This window comes from Streptomyces sp. NPDC051822 (genome assembly GCF_044452745.1).
In the GTDB taxonomy this organism is placed as follows: domain Bacteria; phylum Actinomycetota; class Actinomycetes; order Streptomycetales; family Streptomycetaceae; genus Streptomyces.
Genome location: NZ_JBITBZ010000008.1, coordinates 1 through 22,388, shown reverse-complemented (window position 1 = coordinate 22,388; position 22,388 = coordinate 1). Strand labels below are relative to the sequence as shown.

The 22,388-nt window shown below is 70.5% G+C and carries 23 protein-coding genes and 1 rRNA gene; 16 read left to right on the top strand and 8 right to left on the bottom strand.

Annotated features, from left to right (window positions below):
- Positions 1-141: 141 nt before the first annotated feature.
- The 4 genes from pstS (at position 142) to pstB (ending at position 4,234) form a co-directional block, all read left to right on the top strand.
- Positions 142-1,284, top strand: a complete 1,143-nt coding sequence (gene pstS / locus ACIA8N_RS23370) for a phosphate ABC transporter substrate-binding protein PstS (RefSeq protein ID WP_365783184.1) — start codon at positions 142-144, stop codon at positions 1,282-1,284.
- Positions 1,285-1,388: 104 nt separating this feature from the next.
- Complete coding sequence (gene pstC / locus ACIA8N_RS23365) at positions 1,389-2,363, top strand: phosphate ABC transporter permease subunit PstC (RefSeq protein ID WP_365783186.1); 975 nt, start codon at positions 1,389-1,391, stop codon at positions 2,361-2,363.
- Complete coding sequence (gene pstA, locus ACIA8N_RS23360; protein WP_365783188.1) at positions 2,360-3,433, top strand: phosphate ABC transporter permease PstA; 1,074 nt, start codon at positions 2,360-2,362, stop codon at positions 3,431-3,433. Before pstC ends, pstA begins: the two co-directional genes overlap by 4 nt.
- Positions 3,434-3,457: 24 nt before the next feature.
- Positions 3,458-4,234 carry a phosphate ABC transporter ATP-binding protein PstB gene (pstB, locus tag ACIA8N_RS23355; RefSeq protein WP_365783190.1) on the top strand — a complete coding sequence of 259 codons (777 nt, stop codon included), beginning with the start codon at positions 3,458-3,460 and terminating at the stop codon, positions 4,232-4,234.
- 446 nt (positions 4,235-4,680) lie between these two features.
- Here the strand turns inward: pstB and ACIA8N_RS23350 are convergent, their stop codons facing one another.
- Both ACIA8N_RS23350 and ACIA8N_RS23345 read right to left on the bottom strand, forming a co-directional pair.
- Entirely contained in the window at positions 4,681-5,679 is a 999-nt protein-coding gene (locus ACIA8N_RS23350; RefSeq protein WP_030554364.1) for an inorganic phosphate transporter, read from the bottom strand.
- Between the two features lie 5 nt (positions 5,680-5,684).
- The gene (locus ACIA8N_RS23345; protein ID WP_030219030.1) at positions 5,685-6,305 is read right to left on the bottom strand and encodes a DUF47 domain-containing protein; all 621 of its coding nucleotides are present in this window, start codon (positions 6,303-6,305) and stop codon (positions 5,685-5,687) included.
- Between the two features lie 193 nt (positions 6,306-6,498).
- On the opposite strand from ACIA8N_RS23345, the gene ACIA8N_RS23340 reads away from it, so the two are divergent.
- Positions 6,499-6,849 carry a metal-sensitive transcriptional regulator gene (locus tag ACIA8N_RS23340; protein WP_030219033.1) on the top strand — a complete coding sequence of 117 codons (351 nt, stop codon included), beginning with the start codon at positions 6,499-6,501 and terminating at the stop codon, positions 6,847-6,849.
- 149 nt (positions 6,850-6,998) lie between these two features.
- Here the strand turns inward: ACIA8N_RS23340 and ACIA8N_RS23335 are convergent, their stop codons facing one another.
- Both ACIA8N_RS23335 and ACIA8N_RS23330 read right to left on the bottom strand, forming a co-directional pair.
- Positions 6,999-7,145, bottom strand: coding sequence for a hypothetical protein (locus ACIA8N_RS23335; RefSeq protein WP_365783226.1), 147 nt, complete (start codon positions 7,143-7,145; stop codon positions 6,999-7,001).
- 160 nt (positions 7,146-7,305) lie between these two features.
- Positions 7,306-8,148, bottom strand: coding sequence for a hypothetical protein (locus tag ACIA8N_RS23330; RefSeq protein ID WP_365783193.1), 843 nt, complete (start codon positions 8,146-8,148; stop codon positions 7,306-7,308).
- 132 nt (positions 8,149-8,280) lie between these two features.
- On the opposite strand from ACIA8N_RS23330, the gene ACIA8N_RS23325 reads away from it, so the two are divergent.
- A complete protein-coding gene (locus ACIA8N_RS23325; protein ID WP_169749549.1) occupies positions 8,281-8,445 on the top strand; it encodes a hypothetical protein in 165 nt (54 codons plus the stop codon).
- Positions 8,446-8,523: 78 nt separating this feature from the next.
- On the opposite strand, the gene ACIA8N_RS23320 is transcribed toward ACIA8N_RS23325, so the two are convergent.
- On the bottom strand, positions 8,524-9,252 hold the full coding sequence (locus tag ACIA8N_RS23320; RefSeq protein WP_365783195.1) for a phosphatase PAP2 family protein: 729 nt from the start codon (positions 9,250-9,252) through the stop codon (positions 8,524-8,526).
- 229 nt (positions 9,253-9,481) lie between these two features.
- On the bottom strand, positions 9,482-10,510 hold the full coding sequence (locus ACIA8N_RS23315) for an NlpC/P60 family protein (protein ID WP_399416787.1): 1,029 nt from the start codon (positions 10,508-10,510) through the stop codon (positions 9,482-9,484).
- A 316-nt stretch (positions 10,511-10,826) separates the two neighbouring features.
- Here ACIA8N_RS23315 and ACIA8N_RS23310 point away from each other — a divergent pair, with 316 nt between their 5' ends.
- From ACIA8N_RS23310 to ACIA8N_RS23285, 6 genes are all read left to right on the top strand, one after another.
- Entirely contained in the window at positions 10,827-11,135 is a 309-nt protein-coding gene (locus ACIA8N_RS23310; protein ID WP_017242359.1) for a hypothetical protein, read from the top strand.
- Between the two features lie 99 nt (positions 11,136-11,234).
- Positions 11,235-12,074 (top strand): hypothetical protein, encoded by an 840-nt coding sequence (locus ACIA8N_RS23305; RefSeq protein ID WP_365783199.1) that lies wholly within the window; start codon positions 11,235-11,237, stop codon positions 12,072-12,074.
- The gene (locus tag ACIA8N_RS23300; RefSeq protein ID WP_365783201.1) at positions 12,064-13,392 is read left to right on the top strand and encodes a hypothetical protein; all 1,329 of its coding nucleotides are present in this window, start codon (positions 12,064-12,066) and stop codon (positions 13,390-13,392) included. Before ACIA8N_RS23305 ends, ACIA8N_RS23300 begins: the two co-directional genes overlap by 11 nt.
- On the top strand, positions 13,389-14,942 hold the full coding sequence (locus ACIA8N_RS23295; protein ID WP_030554375.1) for an SCO6880 family protein: 1,554 nt from the start codon (positions 13,389-13,391) through the stop codon (positions 14,940-14,942). The genes ACIA8N_RS23300 and ACIA8N_RS23295 overlap by 4 nt, the downstream gene beginning before the upstream one ends.
- Positions 14,943-14,962: 20 nt before the next feature.
- Positions 14,963-16,357, top strand: coding sequence for an ATP-binding protein (locus ACIA8N_RS23290; RefSeq protein ID WP_365783203.1), 1,395 nt, complete (start codon positions 14,963-14,965; stop codon positions 16,355-16,357).
- Between the two features lie 4 nt (positions 16,358-16,361).
- Positions 16,362-17,879: a type IV secretory system conjugative DNA transfer family protein gene (locus ACIA8N_RS23285; RefSeq protein ID WP_365783205.1), complete on the top strand. Its 1,518-nt coding sequence runs from the start codon at positions 16,362-16,364 to the stop codon at positions 17,877-17,879.
- 34 nt (positions 17,880-17,913) lie between these two features.
- Here the strand turns inward: ACIA8N_RS23285 and ACIA8N_RS23280 are convergent, their stop codons facing one another.
- Positions 17,914-18,474, bottom strand: a complete 561-nt coding sequence (locus ACIA8N_RS23280) for a GNAT family N-acetyltransferase (RefSeq protein WP_365783207.1) — start codon at positions 18,472-18,474, stop codon at positions 17,914-17,916.
- A 135-nt stretch (positions 18,475-18,609) separates the two neighbouring features.
- Here ACIA8N_RS23280 and ACIA8N_RS23275 point away from each other — a divergent pair, with 135 nt between their 5' ends.
- From ACIA8N_RS23275 to ACIA8N_RS23260, 4 genes are read left to right on the top strand one after another with little or no spacing between them, the layout of a single operon-like run.
- Entirely contained in the window at positions 18,610-19,512 is a 903-nt protein-coding gene (locus ACIA8N_RS23275; protein WP_365783209.1) for an ABC transporter ATP-binding protein, read from the top strand.
- Positions 19,509-20,279 (top strand): ABC transporter permease, encoded by a 771-nt coding sequence (locus ACIA8N_RS23270; protein ID WP_365783211.1) that lies wholly within the window; start codon positions 19,509-19,511, stop codon positions 20,277-20,279. The genes ACIA8N_RS23275 and ACIA8N_RS23270 overlap by 4 nt, the downstream gene beginning before the upstream one ends.
- 13 nt (positions 20,280-20,292) lie before the next feature.
- On the top strand, positions 20,293-21,555 hold the full coding sequence (locus ACIA8N_RS23265) for a sensor histidine kinase (protein WP_365783213.1): 1,263 nt from the start codon (positions 20,293-20,295) through the stop codon (positions 21,553-21,555).
- Complete coding sequence (locus ACIA8N_RS23260; RefSeq protein ID WP_365783215.1) at positions 21,552-22,220, top strand: response regulator transcription factor; 669 nt, start codon at positions 21,552-21,554, stop codon at positions 22,218-22,220. Before ACIA8N_RS23265 ends, ACIA8N_RS23260 begins: the two co-directional genes overlap by 4 nt.
- Before the next feature lie 76 nt (positions 22,221-22,296).
- Here the strand turns inward: ACIA8N_RS23260 and rrf are convergent.
- Positions 22,297-22,388 (bottom strand): 5S ribosomal RNA (rrf, locus tag ACIA8N_RS23255); the annotation flags it as partial.

Here is a 22,388-nt window from a genome sequence, read left to right as displayed (position 1 = left end):
GACCGCTTCACCTGTTCTGCCTAATTTCGGACGTACACGGTGCAGAGAGCACAGCGATGCACCTCCAACCGACACACGCCGCCGTAGAACGTTCAGGACACTCGGTCCACGACTGGCGGCTTCTGGAAGGAACACCCGAAAGTGAAGCTTTCGCGCAAGAACGGGCTTCGCGCCTCCGCGATCGGTGCCCTCGTCGTCTCCGGTGCGCTCGTCCTCTCGGCGTGTGGCTCGGACAACAACACGGAGACGCCGACCAAGGACGGCGGCACCAAGACCTCCGCCGCCGCGTCGGACATCGACTGTGCCGGAGCGAAGGGCCAGCTCCTCGCCGCCGGCTCCAGCGCGCAGAAGAACGCGATGGACCTGTGGGTCAAGAACTTCCAGGCCGCGTGTGAAGGCGTCGAGATCAACTACCAGGGCATCGGCTCCGGTGGTGGCATCACCAAGTTCAACCAGGGCCAGGTCGCCTTCGCGGGCTCCGACTCCGCCCTGAAGGAAGAGGAAGTCGCCGAGTCGCAGAAGATCTGCAAGGGCGGCAAGGGCGTCAACCTGCCCATGGTCGGCGGCCCCATCGCCATCGGCTACAAGCTGGAGGGCGTGGACAACCTGGTCCTGGACGCCTCCACCATCGCCAAGATCTTCGACAACAAGATCACCAAGTGGAACGACCCGGCGATCGCCAAGCTGAACCCGGGCGCCAAGCTCCCCGACAGCACGATCCAGGCCTTCCACCGCTCGGACGAGTCGGGCACCACCCAGAACCTCGGCAAGTACCTCTCCACCGCCGCCGCGGCAGACTGGAAGCACGACCCGAAGTCGAAGTCGTGGCCCGCCCAGGGCGGCCAGGCCGCGAACGGCTCCTCCGGTGTCGCGACCGCCGTCAAGGACGCCGAGGGCTCCATCGGCTACTTCGAGCTCTCGTACGCCACCTCGAACAAGATCTCCACCGTCAGCATCGCCACCGGCGCGGCCGCCCCGGTCGCCGCCACCTCGGAGAACGCCTCCAAGGCCATCGCCGCCGCCAAGGTCAAGGGCACCGGCAACGACGTCGCCCTCTCCCTGGACTACGCGACGAAGGCCGAGGGCGCCTACCCGATCGTCCTCGTCACCTACGAGATCGCCTGCGACAAGGGCAACAAGGCGGAGACCCTGCCGACCCTGAAGGCGTTCCTCAACTACACCGTGAGCGAGGAGGGCCAGAAGGTCCTCGCCGACGCCGGCTACGCCCCGCTCCCGGCCGAGATCGCGGCCAAGGTCCGCGCGATCGTCCCCACCCTGTCCTGACCCCCGGCCGGGTCCGGCCCCCGCCCAGGGGGCCGGCCCGGCATCCGGTGCACCGCCGCCAGGAGCCCGTACACCCGTAGGGGCCCCGCAGACCGGAGAAGCAGATGGCTACCACCACACCAGACATACAGAGGAGCCGGCGCGCCAAGAGCGCGGCCCGCCCCGGAGACCGCATCTTCAGCGGCCTCTCCCGAGGCTCCGGCATCACCCTCCTCGTGATCATGGCCGCGATCGCCGGCTTCCTCACCTACCGCGCCGTTCTCGCGATCTCGAAGGACAGCACGAACTTCTTCACCACCTTCGAGTGGAACCCGGCGGGCGACCCGCCGGTCTTCGGCATCGCCGTCCTCGCCTTCGGCACGGTCGTCTCGTCGGTCATCGCCATGGCCATCGCCGTGCCCGTCGCGATCGGCATCGCGCTCTTCATCTCGCACTACGCGCCGCGCAAGCTGGCCAAGCCGCTCGCGTACGTGGTCGACCTGCTCGCCGCCGTGCCCAGCATCATCTACGGCCTCTGGGGCGCGATCTTCCTCGTGCCGTACCTGGACGGCCTGAACCTCTGGCTCGACGAGTACATGGGCTGGACGTACATCTTCGACAAGGCCAACGAGGGCCCCGCCCGCTCGCTCTTCACCGTGGGCATCCTGCTGGCGATCATGATCCTGCCGATCATCACCAACGTCACCCGCGAGGTCTTCCTCCAGGCCCCGAAGATGATCGAGGAAGCCGCCCTCGCCCTCGGCGCCACGCGCTGGGAGGTCATCCGCATGTCGGTGCTGCCCTTCGGCCGCTCCGGCATCATCTCCGCCTCCATGCTGGGCCTCGGCCGCGCACTCGGCGAGACCATGGCCGTCGCCGTGGTCCTCTCCCCCAGCTTCCTGATCTCGGGCCACCTGCTCGACCCGGGCGGTGGCACCTTCGCGCAGAACATCGCCGCCAAGTTCAACGAGGCCAACGAGTACGGCCGGGACGCGCTGATCGCCTCCGGCCTCGTCCTCTTCGCCATCACCCTGCTGGTCAACGGCGCCGCCCGCTGGATCATCGGCCGCCGCAAGGAGTACTCGGGGGCAGCGGCATGAGCCACGCCATTCAGGATCGTCCGGTCACCGTGGCCTCCCGCCCCGGCTCGCTCTCCCACGCCCGCCTCCCCCGCTGGACGCCGGCCGCCATCGCCGCCGGCTCGATCGCCGCGGGCATCGGCATCGGCCTCGCCGCGGGATGGCACAGCAAGATCCAGTGGGGCATGATCGCCGCACTGCTCTTCGTCCTCGTCACGTACGTCGTGACGACCAAGGTCGAGGGCAGCCGCCAGGCCAAGGACCGCGTCGCCACCAGCCTCGTCTGGGTCTGCTTCGTCCTCGCCGTCGTCCCGCTGCTCTCCCTCGCCTGGGTCACCATCAGCAAGGGCATGAGCGTCCTCGACGGCTACTTCCTGACCCACTCGATGAACGGCGTCCTCGACGCCGAAGCCGGCGGCGGCGTCTACCACGCCCTCCTCGGCACCATCGAGCAGGTCGGCATCGCGACCCTGATCGCGGCCCCGATCGGCCTCCTCACCGCCGTCTACCTCGTCGAGTACGGCGGCGGCAAGCTCGCCCAGGCCGTCACCTTCTTCGTCGACGTCATGACGGGCATCCCGTCGATCGTCGCCGGCCTCTTCGTCCTCGCCACCTGGAACCTGATGCTGGGCTTCGGGCCCTCCGGTTTCGCCGGCGCGATGGCCCTGTCCATCCTGATGATGCCGGTCGTGGTCCGCTCCACGGAGGAGATGCTCAAGCTCGTCCCGAACGAGCTCCGCGAGGCCTCCCTCGCCCTCGGCATCCCCAAGTGGCGCACCATCCTGAAGGTGGTCCTGCCCACCGCGATCGGCGGCATCACCACGGGCGTCATGCTCGCGGTCGCCCGCATCACCGGTGAGACGGCCCCGGTCCTGCTCCTCGTGTTCGGTACGAAGCTCATCAACCCGAACCCCTTCGAAGGCGCGCAGTCCTCCCTGCCGCTCTACGTGTACGAGCAGTTCGCGGTCGGCACCGACGCCGCGATGGCCCGTGCCTGGGGCGCCGCGCTCGTCCTGATCGCCTTCGTCATGATCCTCAATCTGGTGGCCCGCGGCATCGCCCGCTGGAAGGCCCCGAAGACCGGCCGCTGACGCGGCAAATTGGAAGTGATCCCCATGGCCAAGCGAATCGACGTCAGCGGCCTCTCCGCCTACTACGGCGCCCACAAGGCGATCGACGACATCTCCATGACCGTCGAGCCCCGCTCCGTGACGGCCTTCATCGGCCCGTCCGGCTGCGGCAAGTCCACCTTCCTGCGCACCCTGAACCGCATGCACGAGGTCACCCCCGGCGGCCGCGTCGAGGGCAAGGTGATGCTGGACGACGAGAACCTGTACGGGTCGCACGTCGACCCCGTCGCCGTGCGCCGCACGGTCGGCATGGTCTTCCAGCGCCCCAACCCCTTCCCCACCATGTCGATCTTCGACAACGTGGCGGCGGGCCTGCGCCTCAACGGCAAGTACAAGAAGGCCGAGCTCAACGACATCGTCGAGCGGTCCCTCAAGGGCGCCAACCTCTGGAACGAGGTCAAGGACCGCCTCAACAAGCCCGGCTCCGGCCTCTCCGGCGGCCAGCAGCAGCGCCTGTGCATCGCCCGCGCCATCGCCGTCGAGCCCGACGTCCTGCTCATGGACGAGCCCTGCTCGGCCCTGGACCCGATCTCGACCCTGGCGATCGAGGACCTCATCGGCGAGCTGAAGGAGCGCTTCACGATCGTCATCGTGACGCACAACATGCAGCAGGCCGCCCGCGTCTCGGACCGTACGGCGTTCTTCAACCTGGCGGCCGTCGGCCAGCCCGGCAAGCTGATCGAGCTGGACGACACCGAGCGCATCTTCTCCAACCCGAGCGTCCAGGCGACCGAGGACTACATCTCCGGCCGCTTCGGATAAGACGTCTACGGTGCTGCATGGCGGTGCCACCGTATGACGAAGGGCCCGGCTCCCCACAGGGGAGCCGGGCCCGACCATTTGTAGGGCTACGTTGTGGGCATGCGTTCCGCCGGGGCGGAACGGGTGGGCACAACGCCACCGGGGCGGCGCCCCCTCAAGCCCGTCCACCCCATGGGCCCGAGCCTGAACGATCAGCCGAAGAACAGCTGCACCAAATAGAAGCTCGTCGCAGCGACGAGCGCCGCCGCCGGCACGGTGATACTGCATCCCCCCGGGGGATAACCCCCGGACCCCCAGCGACACCCGGCGGCACCGGCTGTCAGCCGAAGAAGAGCTGCACCACATAGAAACTCGTCGCAGCGACGAGCGCCGCCGCCGGCACGGTGATACCGCATCCCCCGGGGGATAACCCCCGGACCCCCAGCGACACCCGGCGGCACCGGCTGTCAGCCGAAGAACAGCTGCACCACATAGAAACTCGTCGCAGCGACGAGCGCCGCCGCCGGCATGGTAATGAACCAGCCGAGGATGATGTTCTTGGCGACACCCCACCGCACCGCGTTGACCCGCTTCGTCGCACCCACGCCCATGATCGCGGAGGTGATGACGTGGGTCGTCGAGATCGGCGCGTGGAAGAGGAACGCGGAGCCGAACATGATCGACGCGCCGGTGGTCTCCGCCGCGAAGCCCTGCGGCGGGTCCAGCTCGATGATCTTCCGGCCGAGCGTGCGCATGATGCGCCAGCCGCCCGCGTACGTACCGAGCGAGAGCATCACGGCACAGGCGATCTTCACCCACACCGGGATGTCGTCGCCGGCCTGCTGCACGTCGGCGATGACCAGGGCCATCACCACGATGCCCATGGTCTTCTGCGCGTCCTGCAGACCGTGACCGAGCGCCATGCCGGCCGCGGACACCGTCTGCGCGATACGGAAGCCGCGCTTGGCCTTGTGCGGGTTGGCCTTGCGGAACATCCACATGATCGCGCACATGACCAGGTAACCGGCGAGGAGACCCACCACCGGCGAGATGAACATCGGGATGACGACCTTGTCGAGGACGCCGCCCCAGAGCACCTCGGTACCACCGGCGAGCGCCGCACCCACCATGCCGCCGAACAGGGCGTGCGAGGAGGACGACGGCAGGCCGAAGTACCAGGTGATCAGGTTCCAGATGATCGCGCCGACGAGCGCGGCGAAGAGGATTCCCATCCCCTTGTCGCCGGTCGGGGTCTCGATGAGCCCCTCACTGACCGTCTTGGCGACCCCGCTGCCCATGAAGGCACCGGCGAGGTTCATGACGGCCGCCATCGCGAGCGCCGCCCGGGGCGTCAGCGCCCGGGTCGACACCGAGGTCGCGATGGCGTTGGCCGAGTCGTGGAAGCCGTTCGTATACGTGAAGCCGAGCGCGACACCGATGGTCACGATCAGAGCGAAGGTGTCCACGAAGCTCAGGACTCCTTGACCGCGATGGTCTCCACCGTGTTGGCCACGTGCTCGAAGGCGTCGGCCGCCTCTTCCAGCACATCGACGACCTGCTTGAGCTTCAGCACCTCGATGGCGTCGTACTTGCCGTTGAAGAGCTGGGCGAGCAGCTTGCGGTGGATCTGGTCCGCCTGGTTCTCGAGCCGGTTGACCTCGATCCAGTACTCGGTGAGGTCCTTCATCGTCCGCAGGTTCGGCATGGCCTCGGCGGTCAGCTCGGCCGCCCGCGCCAGGACCTCGATCTGCTGCTCGACGCCCTTGGGGAGCTCTTCGATGTTGTAGAGGACGACGAGGTCGACGGCCTCTTCCATGAAGTCCATGATGTCGTCGAGGGACGACGCGAGGTTGTAGATGTCCTCGCGGTCGAAGGGGGTGATGAAGGAGGAGTTCAGCTGGTGGAAGATCGCGTGGGTCGCGTCGTCGCCGGCGTGCTCCGCTGCCCGCATCCGCTCCGCGATCTCGGCCCGGGCGGAAGGCTCCGCTCCGAGCAGTTCCATCAGGAGCTTGGAGCCCGTGACGATGTTGTCCGCGGAAGCGGCGAACATGTCGTAGAAGCTCGTCTCCCTGGGGGTCAGACGAAATCGCACGTGGGGTCCTCGGGGTGCTGGGTTTCGGTCAGGCTGATGCTAGGCGCATCATCCGGCCACGGCTAACCGGCGTCCTCTCAGTGTCGCCCATCAGGCACAGTGAACAGCACGGACCCCCGCCCGGATCGGCGGGGATCGGTACCATATACCCACGAGGGGTATACACCCCCTTAATGGACAACGGGAGGACGCGATGACGACCACCGAGGCGGACCAGGTTCCCGAGGCCGTCGGGGCCGTCGTGCCGGCCGACCACGACCACGGCGTGCACGGCTACCACAAGCAGAAGGACGAGCACCTCAAGCGACTCCGCCGGATCGAGGGCCAGATCCGCGGTCTGCAGCGGATGGTCGACGAGGACGTCTACTGCATCGACATACTCACCCAGGTCTCCGCCTCGACGAAGGCACTCCAGTCCTTCGCGCTGCAGCTCCTCGAGGAGCACCTGCGCCACTGCGTCGCGGACGCGGCGGCGACCGGCGAGGGCATCGACGCCAAGGTCGAGGAGGCCACGAAGGCCATCGCCCGCATGCTGCGCACCTGAGCCCGGACCACACCCGGGGGCGGGACGCCCATCCGAGGCGTTCCCGCCCGTACGAGGCTCCGCCCGACCGTCGGGCGACAGCGGCCCGACCGCCGACATCGTCAGCGGCCCTTCGACCGGCAGCGTCAGCGGTCCCTCGACCGGCGTCGTCAGCGATCCTTCGACCCCGCCACCCGCAGCACCTCGTCGATCCTGTCGGCGCTGAGCCGCTCCCCGTCCGCGGCCGAGGCCGCGATGATCAGTTCGCCGCAGAGTTCGATCTCGGCGAGGGCGACGCAGTCGGGATCTGCGGGCACGGTTGCTGTACCGGGCGGGGCCACGCGCATCCACCTCTTCCTGCCGGCGGGGGTCTCCCAGCGGTCTGCCAGCGGTCTCCCAGCGTAGGGACGGCGACACGCACCGCGCATGACACGTCCGGACCATTTGCCGATGGCCCCTGCCCGCACCGGCCCTGGCTCAGGCCTCGATCTTCCCGGCGTACAGGTCCCGGCGGTCCGGGAGCGTGACCTCGACAGGAACCCCGAAGCCGTACAGCAGTGTCGTGGACGCGACCGCGACCGTACGGCCCTGGTTGCTGAAGCTGAACTGGTGGCGAACCTTCCGCAGCCGCCCCTCGCCGTCGAGGTACGCGTCGAAGGGCACCGAGTCGTCGGCGAACCCTTTCGCCGCGGCGGCGAGCGCCCCCCGCAGCTGTGGAGAGGCGGCCCGCGCGGCCAGGGCGATGTCGGTGACCCCCTGGTAGTGGCTGACTTTCACCCCTGCCAGCTCGACCTCGCCGAGGTACGTGACCTTCCGAACGCCCCGGAGCAGCTCCGCCGCGGCGGCCGGGTCGGTGGCGCCGCCCGTGACCAGGTTGCCGTCGTCGAGGGTGGTGGTGTCGACACGGACCCACTTGTCGGCGGGCACCCCGGCCCCCCGGTTCTTCATGTAGAGGGCGCCGGGGGTGAGGAGCTCGGTGATGGGCCGGTGCGCGCTGGACCCGGCCGGGTCCTTCGGCAGCACCACCTGGAGCCGGCCGGTGCGCCGCCGGAAGTCGTAGCCGCCCTCGCCCCGGATGGTGACCCGGGTGCCGCCCGCGGCCATCTCCATGGAGGTGCTCGCCTTGGCGGTGCCGGCCTTCGTCAGGGCGTCGGCGGCGTTCCGTACGGTGAGCATGGGGTCGGCCGTGGGCTTCGGGTCCTCCGGGGCGCCGCATCCCGTGACCGCCGTGGTCCCGACGAGGGAGCCGACCAGGACGGCGGTGACGGCGAACGCCCCGCTCCCGCGACCGTGCGGACGCCCGCACCGCTGCACCACCATCGCCTGCCAACCCCCAACGCCTCACCGCTGTTTGCCCGGGACCCCGGCCCTTCCCGGGGCCCGCGGGCCCGGGGACACCCGATCCGCATAACGACGGCCGGGGCGTGCCGTCACGCGCAGTACGGTGGTGGGGTGCACGCGCAGTCCTCTTCACACGCCACCACGATGACGGAGCGCGGCTCGTTCGCGCTGGCACGCTGCAGCTGCGGCTGGACGGGCCCGGCCCGCAGGTCCCGCGACCGCGCCCGTACGGACGCGGCGGACCACCTGCGCTCGGCGGGCGTCTCCGCCCCCTGAAGCCCGACTTCCGGATCGCTCCCCGACGGGATCGCACCCCGACGGGGTCTGTCCCCGACGGGGTCGCTCCCCGACGGGTCAGGCCGCGAGGTCGTTCCGGCCGGAGTCCGAGCCGGTGGCCGGGCCGCCGACGCGGGGCTCGGGGATGTCGACCGCCTCGGGGCGCCGCGGCACCGCTGCCCGGCGGGAGCGGACGAGCCGGACACCGAGTCCCGAGCGGGCGACGGCGGACATCAGCGGGGTGAGCAGCGCGAGGGCCGGCGGGGCGAGGAGCAGGGCGATCGCGGTGCCGAGGGCGAAGCCGCCGATCACGTCGGTCGGGTAGTGGACGCCCATGTAGACGCGGGCGAAGCCCTCGGCGAGGGCGAGGCCGATGGCGGCGAGGCCGAACCCGCGGTGGGCGACGAAGAGTCCGACGCCGAGGGCCATCGCCAGGGTGGCGTGGTCGCTGACGAAGGAGAAGTCGGTCTTCCCGGCGATGAGGACTTCAAGGCCCTGGTGGTCCTTGAAGGGCCGGGGTCTCTCGACGAAGCCGCGGATGGGGATGTTCACCAGGAGAGCCACACCGGCGGCCAGGGGGGCCCAGGCGAGGCCCGCGACGGCCGAGACGGAGTCGGCGAGGGTGCCGCGGCGGCGGACGCTCCACCAGCACCACAGCACGACGAGAGCCATCGCGAGCATGATCCCGTACTCGCCGACGAACTCCATGACGCGGTCGAACCACGGCGGGGCGGCCTTGGCCAGCCCGTTGATGTCGTAGAGCAGGCTGACATCGGGGTTCGAGCCGTCCGATGCGAGTCCAGGCATCTGCTGCGGCCCCTTGCTCTCGTGTCTGGTTTTCCAACCCCCGTGGTCAGAGTGGTCGGATCAGGGAACGAACCGCCTGAGGCGCACGTTCCGCTCTCTCCGGTGGATCATGCCGACGTTATCGAAGAGTGACGGTCCGGCGCAGCTCAGGGCCTGTACATGACGGAGAGTTCCGGCCATGTCCGATACGACCTGAGGACCCGCGGGGCCGACGGACCGTCTGCTCGGCTCAGGTCTGCGGGAGATGGGTCGGCAGCGCCGCCGCGCCCGCCTCGGTGACCCGGGTCGCACCGAAGTAGTCCGGGGTGTCGATCCGGCTGAAGCGGATCACCGCCCCGGTGCGCGGCGCGTCGATCATGTACCCGCCGCCCACGTAGATGCCGACGTGCCGGATCGCCCGCGAGTTGGTCAGGTCGTCCGAGAAGAACACGAGGTCGCCCGGGAGCAGCTCGTCCCTGCTCGGGTGCGGCCCGGCGTTGTACTGGTCGTTGGCGACGCGCGGCAGCTGGACGCCGACGCTGTCGTACGCGGCCTGGGTGAGCCCGGAGCAGTCGAACCGGCCGTTCTGCGCGGCCGTTCCCGTACCGCCCCACAGATACGGGGTGCCGAGCTTCTGCTGCGCGTAGTGGATCGCGCCGGCCGCCTGCCGGGAGGGGTCGACGCGGCCCGCGGGCCGGGCGAAGCTCTTCTCGAGGGACCGGATGATCCGCACGTAGTTCTGCGTCTCGCTGATGGGCGGCACCCCGCCGTGCTTGATCACCCGGTACGCGCCCGCGTTGTACGCCGCCAGCATGTTGTTCGTCCGGTCGCCGGGCACGTTCTTCACGTAGCCGGCGAGCTCGCAGTCGTACGAGGCGGCGGACGGGATCGCGTCCTTGGGGTCCCAGATGTCCCGGTCGCCGTCCCCGTCGCCGTCCACTCCGTGACCGGCCCAGGTGCCGGGGATGAACTGGGCGATGCCGCGGGCGTCGGCGTGGGAGACGGCCCGCGGGTTCCAGCCGCTCTCCTGGTAGAGCTGGGCGGCGAGCAGCGCGGGGTTGATGGCGGGGCAGAGGTTCCCCCACTTCTGCACGAGCCCCTGGTAGAGGGCGGGGACAGCACCCTTGGCCAAGGCCACGGTGCCGTTCTTGGAGCTGCCCGCGCCGCCGACGAGACCGGCCGCCGCCGAGTACGTACCGATGACGAGCAGTGCGACGAAGCCGAGACAGACCCCGAAGGTCCCGCCGGCCACCAGCCATGCCTTGCCGGCCCTACGCACCGTCAACCACCCCTCGGCTCATGGCAGTACGCCCCGGGCCCAGTCTAGGCGGACACCGACGCCGCCCCAAGAGTGCAACAACGACAATCATTGCCCGGAGTCACTCTCCGTGATACACAGAGTGACCATACGCTTCTTCGCATAGAAACCGGCCACACCACCGCAGGTCAAGACGGTCACATCGGTCAAGTGTGCGGGGATCGGGTAAAGAGTGCCGCCAAGCCGTCACACGCGGGCGGTTTCATCAGCGAAGATAGGGCGATGACCCATGCCATCCGGCAGGGGCGACAACTACCCCATACGGGCGGTGAGTTACATGTACCTGGCGGCTGAAAAAGGCGACATCACCACCATCATCGGTGGAATCGCCCCGAACTGGGGCCCTTTCGGGAGCCTGGGCGCCGAAGCGAAGATCATGATCGAGGTCGTGATGGCCGTGGCCATCCTGCTCTGCCTCGGCATCGCCATCTGGGGAGCGGCCAAACAGCGCATCGGCGCGACCGCCCTCCGCGACACGTTCAGCGCCGAACAGGGCAAGGGCCTGATCGTGGCCGGTCTGACCGGCGTCTTCATCATCGGCTCCCTGGGGACGCTCTTCACCATCGTGTACGGGATGGCCGTCTGATTCCCCGTCGGAACCGGCCCTCCTGAGATTGCGTTCCCTGATGTCCAGTCATGTTGCAGCACTGCCCGTACCGCGAACCAGTGAGGGGGCGTACCCGGCATGAGTCCCGGTGACGAGCACGACAGCTTCGGCGGCGTGGGCGGCTCGGGCCAGACCCGGACCCGCCTGCCCGAGGGCAACAGCGGCGACGTCTACGGCGGCGCCCGCCGCCCCGTCCGCAGCCCCCGCTCCCTCATCACGGTCGTGGGCGTGGTGGTCCTCCTCATCGCGGCCATCGCCTTCGCCAACCGCGGCGGCGCCGACCCGGCGGACGCGGCGGACCCCACCTCCGGCACCCCGGGCAAGACGGCCCCCACGGCGGCGACGGGCGTCCGCCCCGTCACGGGCAAGAACGGCACGATCCCCACAGGCCACGCCCACGACGAGCAGGGCGCCCAGAGCGCGGCGACGAACTACGCGGTGGCACTGGGCTCGACGGGGATGTTCACCCCCGCAGGACGCGACGAGATCATCGCGACGGTCTACGCGCCCGACGCCGCGGCGGCCCGTACGGACGAGCTCGACAGGGCCTACAGCGACAAGCAGTTCCTGAGTGGCATCGGCCTCCAGGAGGACGGCACGGCGCCACAGGGCACGACGTTCATCTCCCGCGTCGTTCCGGTGGGTTCCAAAGTCGAGAGCTACACCGAGGACCGGGCCACGGTGTCGGTCTGGTACTCGTCCCTGTTCGGCATCACGGGCGAGACATCGAAGAACCCCGTCTCCGAGGCCTGGTACACCGAGACGTACGAGCTGCGCTGGGTCGACGGCGACTGGAAGGTCGTCACCTCCAACCAGAAGGACGGCCCCGTGCCCGTCGCCCGTGACCAGAGGGCGTCCAGCTCCCAGGACATGGAAGACGCGGTCGGTCAGTTCGGAGGCTTCACGTATGCCCGGTAAGCCCCTCGTCCGCGGCACCGGACTCGCCGCCGCGCTCGTCGCGGCCCAGACGGCCGTCGTACTTCTCGCCGGCCGGGCCGCCGCGGCCCCGACACCCACGCCGACCCCCTCGCCCAGCGCGAGCGCGAGCAACAAGGGTTGCGACCTGCTCACCGGGCAGGCCAGGGAGCACTGCGAGCGGGGTCAGTCCGGCGGCGGCTCCACGCCGTCCCTGAACGACCCCACCACGGCCCTGGACCCCCTGGCCTCCCTCGCCCGCGGCTGCGCCGACGCCGCCATCGCCACCATCGACTACCTCTCCAAGGCCGTCAAAGAGACCGCCGACGTCGACTTCACCAACACGGAGTTCCTCGGCCGGTACGCGATCGTCTTCGCCGCCTCCACCTTCCTCACCCTCCTCCTCTGGCTCCTCGCCGTCGCCAAGCGGGCCATCCGCGGCGTCCCCCTCACCACCGCGCTCTCCGAGGCCATCGGCTTCCTCTGGCTGACCGTCCTGGCCTCCGCCTTCACGCCCCTGATCCTCTACACCGTCGTCAACGCCACCGACGCCGTCACCGAGGTCATCGCCTCCGGCACCGGCCAGCAGACCGACGTCTTCTTCGGCAGCTTCAAGCAGGCCCTCCAGAAGGGCGACAGCATCGGTGGCGGCCCCATCATGCTGATCATCGTGTCCCTGGTGACCGTCGTCGCCGCAGGCGTGCTCTACCTGGAGCTGTTCCTCCGCGCCGTGATGCTCTACGTCGGCGCCCTCCTCGGCGTCGTCGTCTACTCCGGCCTCGTCGACAAGAACATGTGGGGCCACGTCCGCCGCTGGGCCGGCATCATGATCGCGATCATTCTCGTCAAGCCGGTCATCGTCATCGTCCTCGGCCTGGCGGGCGCGCTCTCCTCCGGCACCGGTCCCGACGCGTTCTCCGCCGTCGTGTCCGGCCTCGCGATCATCCTGCTCGCGATCTTCGCCTCCGCGATGATCTACCGCTTCGTCCCCGGCTTCGGCGACGAGATCGCCGCCTCCCGGAACAACCGCCTCCACCGCGCGGGCGAGAACACCGCCGCCGCCGTCATGACCTCCCCCGCCTCCCTCGTCTCCCAGGGAATCAAGACCCACAGCTCCCGCGGCGACGGCGGCCAGTCCTCCCAAGGCTCCGCCCCCCGCCCCGCCAACCCCGTGTCCGGCGGCATGGCCGCCCACAGCAGCCGCGGCGGAAGCGGCGGCGGGAGCGGCGGCGCCACTCCCCCACCCGCACCCCGTAGCAGCAGCCCCACCGCGGGCACCCCGCACAGCAACCGCAAGAACTCTGGAGGTGGAGGGCGTTGACGACCCAGTCCCAGCCGGTCGCGCCCCGCCGCACGTATCTCGTGGGCCGCGCCCGGCCCAACGCGATCGTCGGCAAGAACCGCGAGACCGGCGAGATCGCCCTGATCATCGTCGGCGCCTTCCTCGGCATGATGAGCGGACTCCTCGTCCCCCTCCTCCCCCTGCGGATCGCGCTCCTCGCCGGCCTGCCCATGCTCGCGATCGCCGCCGTGTACCTCCCGTACAAGCACCGCACCTTCTACAAGTGGTTCGAGATCAACCGCAGCTACAAGCGGATGCTCAAGCGCGGCACGGCCTACCGCTCCGTCGTCTCCGAGGCCGGCACCCGTCTCGACGGCCGCGAGGTCGAGGTCGGCCCGCCGCCCGGCATCGGCCGCGTCGGCTGGCTCGCCGCCCCCTTCGGCCCCGACGAGATCGCCGTCCTCCTGCACGCCGACCGCCGCACCGTCACCGCCGCCATCGAGATCGAGGGCCCCGGCGTCGGCCTGCGCGACAGCGAGGACCAGGAGGCCCTGGTCGACCGCTTCGGCACCCTCCTCAAGCACGTCGCCAACGGCGACGGCTTCGTCACCCGCCTCCAGATGCTCGCCCGCACCCTCCCCGCCGACCCCGACGCCCACGCCAAGGACGTCGGCCAGCGCGGCGACCCGCACGCGCCCGCGTGGCTCATGGAGTCGTACGACCAGCTCCAGTCGATGGTCTCCACCTCCAGCGAGCAGCACCGCGCCTACCTCGTCGCCTGCATGCACTACACGCGCGAACTCGCCGCCGAGGCCAACGCCATGGCCCGCGCCGCCCGGCACGCCTCCGGCGCCCGCCGCCTCGACCGCGACGCCGGCCTCGCCGTCGTCATGGCCCGCGAGCTCACCGACATCTGCGCCCGCCTCGCCGAGGCCGACATCCGGGTCCGCCAGCCCCTCGGACAGTCCCGGCTCGCCTCCCTCGTCCACTCCATGTACGACCCGGACCACCCCATCGACCACATCCAGGCCATGACGAAACGAAACGCTTGGCCCGCCGAACTCGACGCGATGGAACCGACCTACCTCCAGGCCAAGACCCGCGAGTCCTCCACCCGCGCCCCCTGGTGCCACGCCACGGCCTGGGTGAAGGAGTGGCCGATGACCCCGGTCGGCGTCAACTTCCTCGCCCCCCTCCTCGTCCACACCCCCGACGTCATCCGCACGGTCGCCGTCACCATGGACCTGGAACCGACCGAGGTCGCCATCGAGCGCATGCTCACGGAGAAGACCAACGACGAGGCCGACGCCAGCCGCGCCGCCAAGATGAACCGCACGGTCGACCCCCGCGACATCGCCGCCCACGGCCGGCTCGACCAGCGGGGTGAAGATCTCGCCAGCGGGGCTGCCGGAGTGAACCTGGTCGGGTACATCACGGTGTCGTCGCGTTCCCCCGAGGCCCTGGCCCGGGACAAGCGCACGATCAGGGCCTCCGCCGGCAAGTCGTATCTGAAGCTGGAGTGGTGCGACCGCGAGCACCACCGGGCCTTTGTGAACACCTTGCCGTTCGCGACCGGCATCCGCCGCTAAGGCCGAAGGGGCACCGACCGATGCGAGATCCGCTGTCCGTCCTCACCGACGCCTTCACCTCCTTCGTCTTCGGAAAGGTGGAGACGACCCGCCTGCCCGTCCGCACCTCCACAGGACAGGCCCAGGCCGTCTACCTGCCGACCGCCGCCCCCGGCCTCGGCGACTCCGGCGTCATCATCGGCCGCGAGGTCTACAGCGGGAAGGGGTACATCTACGACCCCTTCCAGCTGTACGGGCAGCAGCTCCCCGCCCCGCACTGGCTGGTCCTCGGCGAGTCCGGCAACGGCAAGTCGGCGCTGGAGAAGACGTACGTGCTCCGCCAGCTCCGCTTCCGCGACCGGCAGGTCGTCGTCCTCGACGCCCAGGGCGAGGACGGCGTCGGCGAGTGGAACCTCATCGCCCAGGAGCTGGGGATAACCCCCATCCGCCTGGACCCTATGGTCGCCAACGACTCCGGGATCCGCCTCAACCCGCTCGACCCGTCGATCACCACGACCGGACAGCTCGCCCTGCTCCGTACGATCATCGAGGTGGCGATGGGCCACGGCCTCGACGAGCGCGCCGGCTTCGCGCTCAAGGTCGCCCACGCCTACGTCACTGAGCACAAGACGGACCGTCAGCCGATCCTCACGGACATCGTCGAGCAGCTCCGCCACCCCAAGGCCGAATCGGCCGAGGCGATGAACGTCGACATAGACGACGTCCGCGCCTGGGGCCTGGACGTCGCCCTCGTCCTCGACCGGCTCGTCGACGGCGACCTGCGCGGCATGTTCGACGGCCCGACGACCGTCGGCATCGACCTCGACGCGCCCCTGATCGTCTTCGACCTCTCCCACATCGACCGCAACTCCATCGCCATGCCCATCCTCATGGCGATCGTCGGCGTCTGGCTGGAACACACCTGGATCCGCCCCGACCGGAAGAAGCGCATCTTCCTCGTCGAGGAGGCCTGGCACATCATCAACAGCCCGTTCGTCGCCCAACTCTTCCAGCGGCTGCTCAAGTTCGGCCGCCGCCTCGGCCTGTCGTTCGTCGCCGTCGTCCACCACCTCTCCGACGTCGTCGACGGAGCGGCCGCCAAGGAAGCGGCGGCGATCCTCAAGATGGCCTCCACCCGGACCATCTACGCCCAGAAGGCCGACGAGGCACGCATGACGGGCCGGGTCCTCGGCCTGCCCCGCTGGGCGGTCGAGATCATCCCGACCCTCACCCCCGGCATCGCGGTCTGGGACGTCAACGGAAACGTCCAGGTCGTCAAGCACCTCATCACCGAGAAGGAACGCCCGCTCGTCTACACGGACCGTGCCATGACCGAGTCCTCGGTCACCGACCCCGAACTGGAGTGGGAGACGGAACAGCGGGCGATCCTCATCGAGCAGCAGCTGAACGGCACTTCGCAGTCGACGGTGGCATAGACGCATGGAAACGGCACGGAAGGGAGGCGGCGGAGGCATCTCCGACGGGCTGCTGCTCAGCCTCTTCGGGCTCCTCCTCTGCCTCACGGTCCTGGTGTGGACGGCGACCGGCCTGGCCGGTCTCCTCTCCCACGGCGCCTGGCCGGAAGGCATCACCCTCACGGGCACGCCGTCGGCCCTCCGCTCCCTGGTGACCGCCCCGACGGACCTCCCGGCCGCCTGGCCGGCCACCCCACCGGGACAGCTCTCGGGGTACGGCCTCTTCTGGGGCCTGCTGATCGGCGAGGCGATGATCCTGCTGGTCCTCGCCATCTTCGCGCTGGGCACGCTGGCCCGCTGGAGAGCGGTCAGGACGAACAGGAAGGCGGGAGCGTACGGCCACACCCACCCGGCTCCCCTACGGGACGACCTGACCGCGCCCGCACCGCCCGAGCCCGTACGGGTCACCCCACCGCGCACGGAAACACCCCCGGCACCGGCACCGGCCGAGCCGACACCGACGCCCGTCGTTCCCGCACCGCCCGCCTCACCCGACCCAGTCGTCGCGCCCGACCCCGTCGTCGCGCCCGACCCAGTCGCCGCCCCCGCCCCGGCAGCATCACCCCGTACCGTCTACGGCCCCCGGGAAACCCGTCACCCCGCCGCCGTGCAGGCGGTCCGGGACGCAGAGGGCCCCGTCCTCGTCGTCACCTCCGACCCCACCGTCTGGTCGGCGACGAAGGACGCGCGCGGCAAGCTCGGCCCGGTCCTGGTCCACGACCCCGGCCACCTGTGCGACACCCCCGCCCGGCTCCACTGGTCCCCGTCCGAGCACTGCGAGGACGCGGACGTGGCCGCGCAGCGGGCCGTGGCCCTGCTCGCCCCCGTCCGCCCGCACTCCCGACTGGACGCGGCCACCGCCGACACCGCGGAAACGCTCCTGCGCTGCTGGCTGCACGCGGCCGCCGTCGACGGGCGCCCCTTCCGCCAGGTCCACCGCTGGGCGCAGGGCGCCGGCGCCCACGAGCCGGTACGCATCCTCCGCAGCCACCCCAAGGCGGCGTCGGGCCACGCCGGCCTCCTGGAATCGGCCCTGACGGCACACCCCGAAAGCCGCCGGCTCGCCCAGGAACTGACGGCCCGTGCGCTGGCGGCACTCTCCTCGATCCACATCAGGGAGGCCTGCACCCCGAACCGAACGGATTCGCTGGCGCTGGCATCTTTCGTCCCCGAAGGGGGCACGCTGTACGTGGTGGGGGAACCGATCGAGGATCCCCGCACCCACCCCGGCGCGATGCCGCTCCTGACGGCGCTCGCCGCAAGCGTGGTCGAGCACGGCCGCCGCGTGGCCGCACGGTCATCCGACGGTCGGCTCGACCCACCACTGACGCTCGTCCTCGACGACGTCGCCGCCGTGGCCCCGCTCCCGCAGCTCCCGCAGCTCCTCGCCACCGGCCACGGGCAGGGCCTCCCGACCCTGGCCCTGATGCGCTCCGCCGAACAGGCCCGCTCGCGCTGGCCGGAGGACTCCCTCAGCCGCTGAGGACCCGCCGGCTCAACCGCTGAGGACCCGCCGCTCAGACCGGCCGCAGCAGCTCGTGCTCCAGCTCGTTCGCCACCTCGCTCCCGCGCAGGGCGACCGGCGCCCCGGTCGGCACGTATCCGAGTCTCCGGTACACCGCCTGGGCCCGGACGTTCTCGGCGTGCACGTACAGCCGCGCCCGCTCGATCCGCGGCTCCGTCAGCGACCACGACCACTCGGCCGCCGCCTCGAACAGCGCGTCGATCACCCCGGTGCCGCGCGCCTCGTCCCGTACGAACACCCCGACGACATGCGTCTGCTCGACCTCGGGGACGTCGTCGAAGAACGACACCGTCCCTGCCCGCTCCACCAGCACCGACACCGTGCCCACCCAGCGCCCGTCCGGCGCCTCCGCGACGAACTGGCGCACGGCGCCCGGCCCGTCCTCGGCGGCCCCCGCGGCCCGCTCCTGCCAGAAGGAGTCCGGGCGCTCGGCCGCGACCTCGTACGTCTCGAGGAAGGCGAGGTGCGCGACGGGGTCCTGGAGGGCCGCGAGCCGGAGCTCGCGGATCCGCTGCCACTCGTCGGCGCGGACGGCACGTACTGAATAGTCCATGAGGCAGATCCTCCCCACGGCCGCACCACCTGACAACGCCTTTTGTGCGTCGTCGTACCCCGGTACTACACGGCAGCCGACGTTCCCTCCCCCGGTCGGACGTCCGGCCGCCGCCCGCTCCCTAACGTCGGAAGCATGATCCGAGCAGAGAACCTCACCAAGCGGTACGGCGACACCACCGTCGTCCAGGACCTCGGTTTCACCGTCCGCCCCGGCGCCGTCACCGGCTTCCTCGGCCCCAACGGAGCCGGCAAGTCGACCACCCTCCGCATGATCCTCGGCCTCGACGCCCCCACCCGCGGCCACGCCACGATCGACGGCCTCCCGTACGCCGCCCACACCGCCCCGCTGACCCGCGTCGGCGCCCTCCTCGAAGCCCGTTCCGTGCACCCGGGCCGCTCGGCGTACCACCACCTGATGGCCCTCGCCCACACCCACGGCATCCCCCACGCGCGCGTGGAGCGGGTTCTGGCCCTCGCCGGCCTCACCGCCGTCGCCCGCAAGCGCGTCAAAGGGTTCTCCCTCGGCATGGGCCAGCGCCTCGGCATCGCCGCCGCACTCCTCGGCGACCCGGCCACCGTCATCCTCGACGAGCCGGTCAACGGCCTCGACCCGGAGGGAGTGCTCTGGATCCGCACCCTCCTCAGGTCCCTGGCCGCCGAGGGCCGAACCGTCCTCGTCTCCTCCCACCTCATGAGCGAGATGGCGCTCACCGCCGACCACCTGATCGTCATCGGCAAGGGCCGGCTCCTCGCCGACACCACGGTCGACGAGCTCGTACGCACCTCCGGCGGCGCCTCCGTCAAGGTCGTCTCCCCCGAGGCGAACCGGCTGCGGACCCTGCTGCCGGGCGCCGGGTTCACCGTGGAGGCCCCCGACACCCTCCTCGTCACCGGCCCGGACGCTCCGGAGATCGGCCGCGCGGCCGCCGCCCACGGCGTCCCCCTCCACGAACTCACCCCCCAGGCACCCTCCCTGGAGCAGGCGTTCATGGCCCTCACCCACGACTCCGTCGAATACCAGGGAGCCCCCGCATGACGATGCCGGCCCTCACCCACGCGCGCGTACTCCGCTCCGAGTGGCACAAACTGTGGACCGTCCGCTCCACCTGGACCACCGTCCTCACCTCTGCGGCCCTCCTCCTCGGCGTCGGCATCCTCATGGGCGCCACGTACACCTCGGACGGCGGCGACTCCGACGTCGACACCGTCGTCCTCAGCCTCTACGGTTCCCAGCTCGGCGGGATCGCCCTGGCCGTCCTCGGCATCCTCGTCACGGCGGGCGAGTACGCGACGGGCATGATCCGCGCCTCGCTGACCGCCGTCCCGCGCCGCGCCCCCGTCCTGTGGGCCAAGGCCGCGGTCTTCACCACCACCGTCTTCACCCTCTCGTTCCTCACCGCCCTGTTGACCTTCCTCACCGCCCAGGTCTTCCTCTCCGACACCGACCAGGCGGCCTCCCTCACCGACGACGGGGTCCTCACCGCCATCGCGGGCAACGCCGCCGGCGTCACCCTCCTCGGCGTCCTCGCCCTCGGCCTCGGAGCCACCCTCCGCTCGGTGCCGGGCGCGATCGGCGCCTTCGTCGGCGGAGTCCTGATCGTGCCCGAGATCCTCGGGATGCTCCCGTACGAGGCGATGGACACGGCCATGCGGTACTTCCCCACCCAGGCGGCCGGCGCCCTCGGCTCCGCGACCCCCCTGCCGGGCGCGGCCTCCCCCGGCGCCGCCCTGCTCGCCCTGCTCTGCTGGGCGGCCGCGAGCCTCCTCCTCCCGGCCTGGCTGCTCAAGCGCCGCGACGTATGAGGATGATGACGGGGTGACCACGAAGGAGACACCGCATCCGACCGAGCCGGCGGGGCCGACAAGTCCGACCGGCCTCAGCAGGCACGTCCAACGCCTCCTCGCCCGGCTCCGCGCCTTCGACAGCGGGCGCCCCTGGGTGTGGGACACCACGCTGACCGTCCTGTGGACGACGGCGGCGCTCGTGGACGCGTCCGGTGGCTGGCGCAACATCGCCCGCGTCCCGACCGTTCCGGTCTGGCTGGTGGTCGTCCTCAGCCTGGCCTTCGCCCTGCCGCTCTACTGGCGCCGCCGCCATCCCGTGGCCGTCCTCGCCGTCATGGCCTGCGCGGCGCTCGTCAGCGACGTCTCCGGAGCCTTCCTCCAGGCCGGCTACCTCCAGATGATCCCGGTCTTCCACATCGCGCTCACCCGCCCGCCCCGCGCACTCCTGTGGACCCTCGTCCTGATCCTTCCGCCGCTCGTGACGGGCGCGGTCCGCTATCCCCAGGAGAGCTGGGACCAGCGCGTCGTCCCCACCCTGTGGGCGTACGCCCTCGTCACCCTCCTCGGCATCGCGGTCCGCTCCCGGAAGGACTACACGGCGGGCCTCGTCGACCGGGCCCGCCGCCTGGAGATCGAGCGGGACCAGGAGGTCCGGCTCGCCGCGGCGGCGGAACGCACCCGTATCTCCCGCGAGATGCACGACATCATCGGCCACAACCTGTCGGTCATCACCGGCCTCGCCGACGGCGGCCGTTACGCGGCTGCCAAGCACCCCGAACGCGCCGCCCAGGCACTCGACGCCATCGGTACGACGAGCCGCGAGGCCCTCGGCGAGCTCCGCCGCCTTCTCGGCGTCCTCCGCGACGACGAACCGGAGGCCGCCCGCACCCCCCAGCCGACCCTGGCCGACCTGACCACCCTGATCACCGGCGTCAGGAAGGCAGGCCTGCCGATCCGATTCGATGTCGACGACGAACCGACCGCCCAACCCCTGCCCGCGGGCGCCCAGCTGACGGTCTACCGGGTCGTGCAGGAAGCCCTGACCAACACCCTGAAGCACGCGGGCGCGCGCGCACAGGCGCGCGTACTCCTCACGTACACGCCGAAGGACGTACGGGTGGAGATCACCGACACGGGCAGGGCAGCCGCCGACGGGGGACAGGGCCATGGTCAGGGACTCACGGGAATGCGCGAACGCGCGGCCCTCTACGACGGCACACTCGAAACCGGCCCGCTGCCGACCGGCGGCTGGCGCGTCATGCTCCGACTCCCCCGGGAGGACTCCCCCTCGTGACGACCGTTCTCATCGCGGACGACCAGCCGATGCAGCGCTTCGGCTTCCGCATGCTGCTCGAAAGCCAGGACGACATGACGGTCGTCGGAGAGGCGACGAACGGCACCGAGGCGATCCGCCTGGTCGACCGCCACCACCCTGACGTCGTCCTGATGGACATCAGGATGCCCGGCCTGGACGGCATAGAGGCGACCCGCCGCATCATCGCCACCGGCGCCCGCACCCGGATCCTGATCGTCACGACCTTCGACCTGGACGAGTACGCGTACGACGGCCTGCGCGCCGGCGCCAGCGGCTTCCTGGTGAAGGACGCCCAGCCGGAGGAACTCCTCGCGGGCGTCCGCGCGGTCGCGAGCGGGGACGCCGTCGTCGCCCCGAGCCTCACCCGCCGACTCCTGGACGCGTACATCCAACACCTGCCACCGTCCCCCACGGCGGCCCCGCGCCCCGAGGACCCGCGCCTCGCGCCCCTCACGGAGCGGGAACGGGAGATCCTCACGGTCATCGGTCAGGGCTGGACGAACACGGAGATCGCCGAGCGTCTTCATCTCGCGGAGTCGACGGTGAAGACCCACGTCGGCCGCATCCTGTCGAAGACGGGCACGCGCGACCGCGTCCAGGCGGTGATCCTGGCGTACGACACCCAACTGGTCACGCCGGCCTGAAAGCCCATACCGACTTCCTGGTCGTGAACGCAGAAAAGCCCCGCACCATAAGGTGCGGGGCTTTCCCACAATGATTGTTCGGCGGCGTCCTACTCTCCCACAGGGTCCCCCCTGCAGTACCATCGGCGCTGAAAGGCTTAGCTTCCGGGTTCGGAATGTAACCGGGCG

Bases quoted from the DNA above. Each gene is read 5' to 3' on its own strand.
- pstA (WP_365783188.1), top strand. From the start codon at position 2,360: ATGAGCCACGCCATTCAGGATCGTCCGGTCACCGTGGCCTCCCGCCCC.
- pstB (WP_365783190.1), top strand. From the start codon at position 3,458: ATGGCCAAGCGAATCGACGTCAGCGGCCTCTCCGCCTACTACGGCGCC.
- ACIA8N_RS23280 (WP_365783207.1), bottom strand. From the start codon at position 18,474: ATGGACTATTCAGTACGTGCCGTCCGCGCCGACGAGTGGCAGCGGATC.
- ACIA8N_RS23270 (WP_365783211.1), top strand. From the start codon at position 19,509: ATGACGATGCCGGCCCTCACCCACGCGCGCGTACTCCGCTCCGAGTGG.
- ACIA8N_RS23310 (WP_017242359.1), top strand. From the start codon at position 10,827: ATGTACCTGGCGGCTGAAAAAGGCGACATCACCACCATCATCGGTGGA.
- ACIA8N_RS23340 (WP_030219033.1), top strand. From the start codon at position 6,499: ATGACGACCACCGAGGCGGACCAGGTTCCCGAGGCCGTCGGGGCCGTC.
- ACIA8N_RS23290 (WP_365783203.1), top strand. From the start codon at position 14,963: ATGCGAGATCCGCTGTCCGTCCTCACCGACGCCTTCACCTCCTTCGTC.
- ACIA8N_RS23300 (WP_365783201.1), top strand. From the start codon at position 12,064: ATGCCCGGTAAGCCCCTCGTCCGCGGCACCGGACTCGCCGCCGCGCTC.
- ACIA8N_RS23320 (WP_365783195.1), bottom strand. From the start codon at position 9,252: ATGCCTGGACTCGCATCGGACGGCTCGAACCCCGATGTCAGCCTGCTC.
- pstC (WP_365783186.1), top strand. From the start codon at position 1,389: ATGGCTACCACCACACCAGACATACAGAGGAGCCGGCGCGCCAAGAGC.
- ACIA8N_RS23285 (WP_365783205.1), top strand. From the start codon at position 16,362: ATGGAAACGGCACGGAAGGGAGGCGGCGGAGGCATCTCCGACGGGCTG.
- ACIA8N_RS23305 (WP_365783199.1), top strand. From the start codon at position 11,235: ATGAGTCCCGGTGACGAGCACGACAGCTTCGGCGGCGTGGGCGGCTCG.
- ACIA8N_RS23330 (WP_365783193.1), bottom strand. From the start codon at position 8,148: ATGGTGGTGCAGCGGTGCGGGCGTCCGCACGGTCGCGGGAGCGGGGCG.
- ACIA8N_RS23275 (WP_365783209.1), top strand. From the start codon at position 18,610: ATGATCCGAGCAGAGAACCTCACCAAGCGGTACGGCGACACCACCGTC.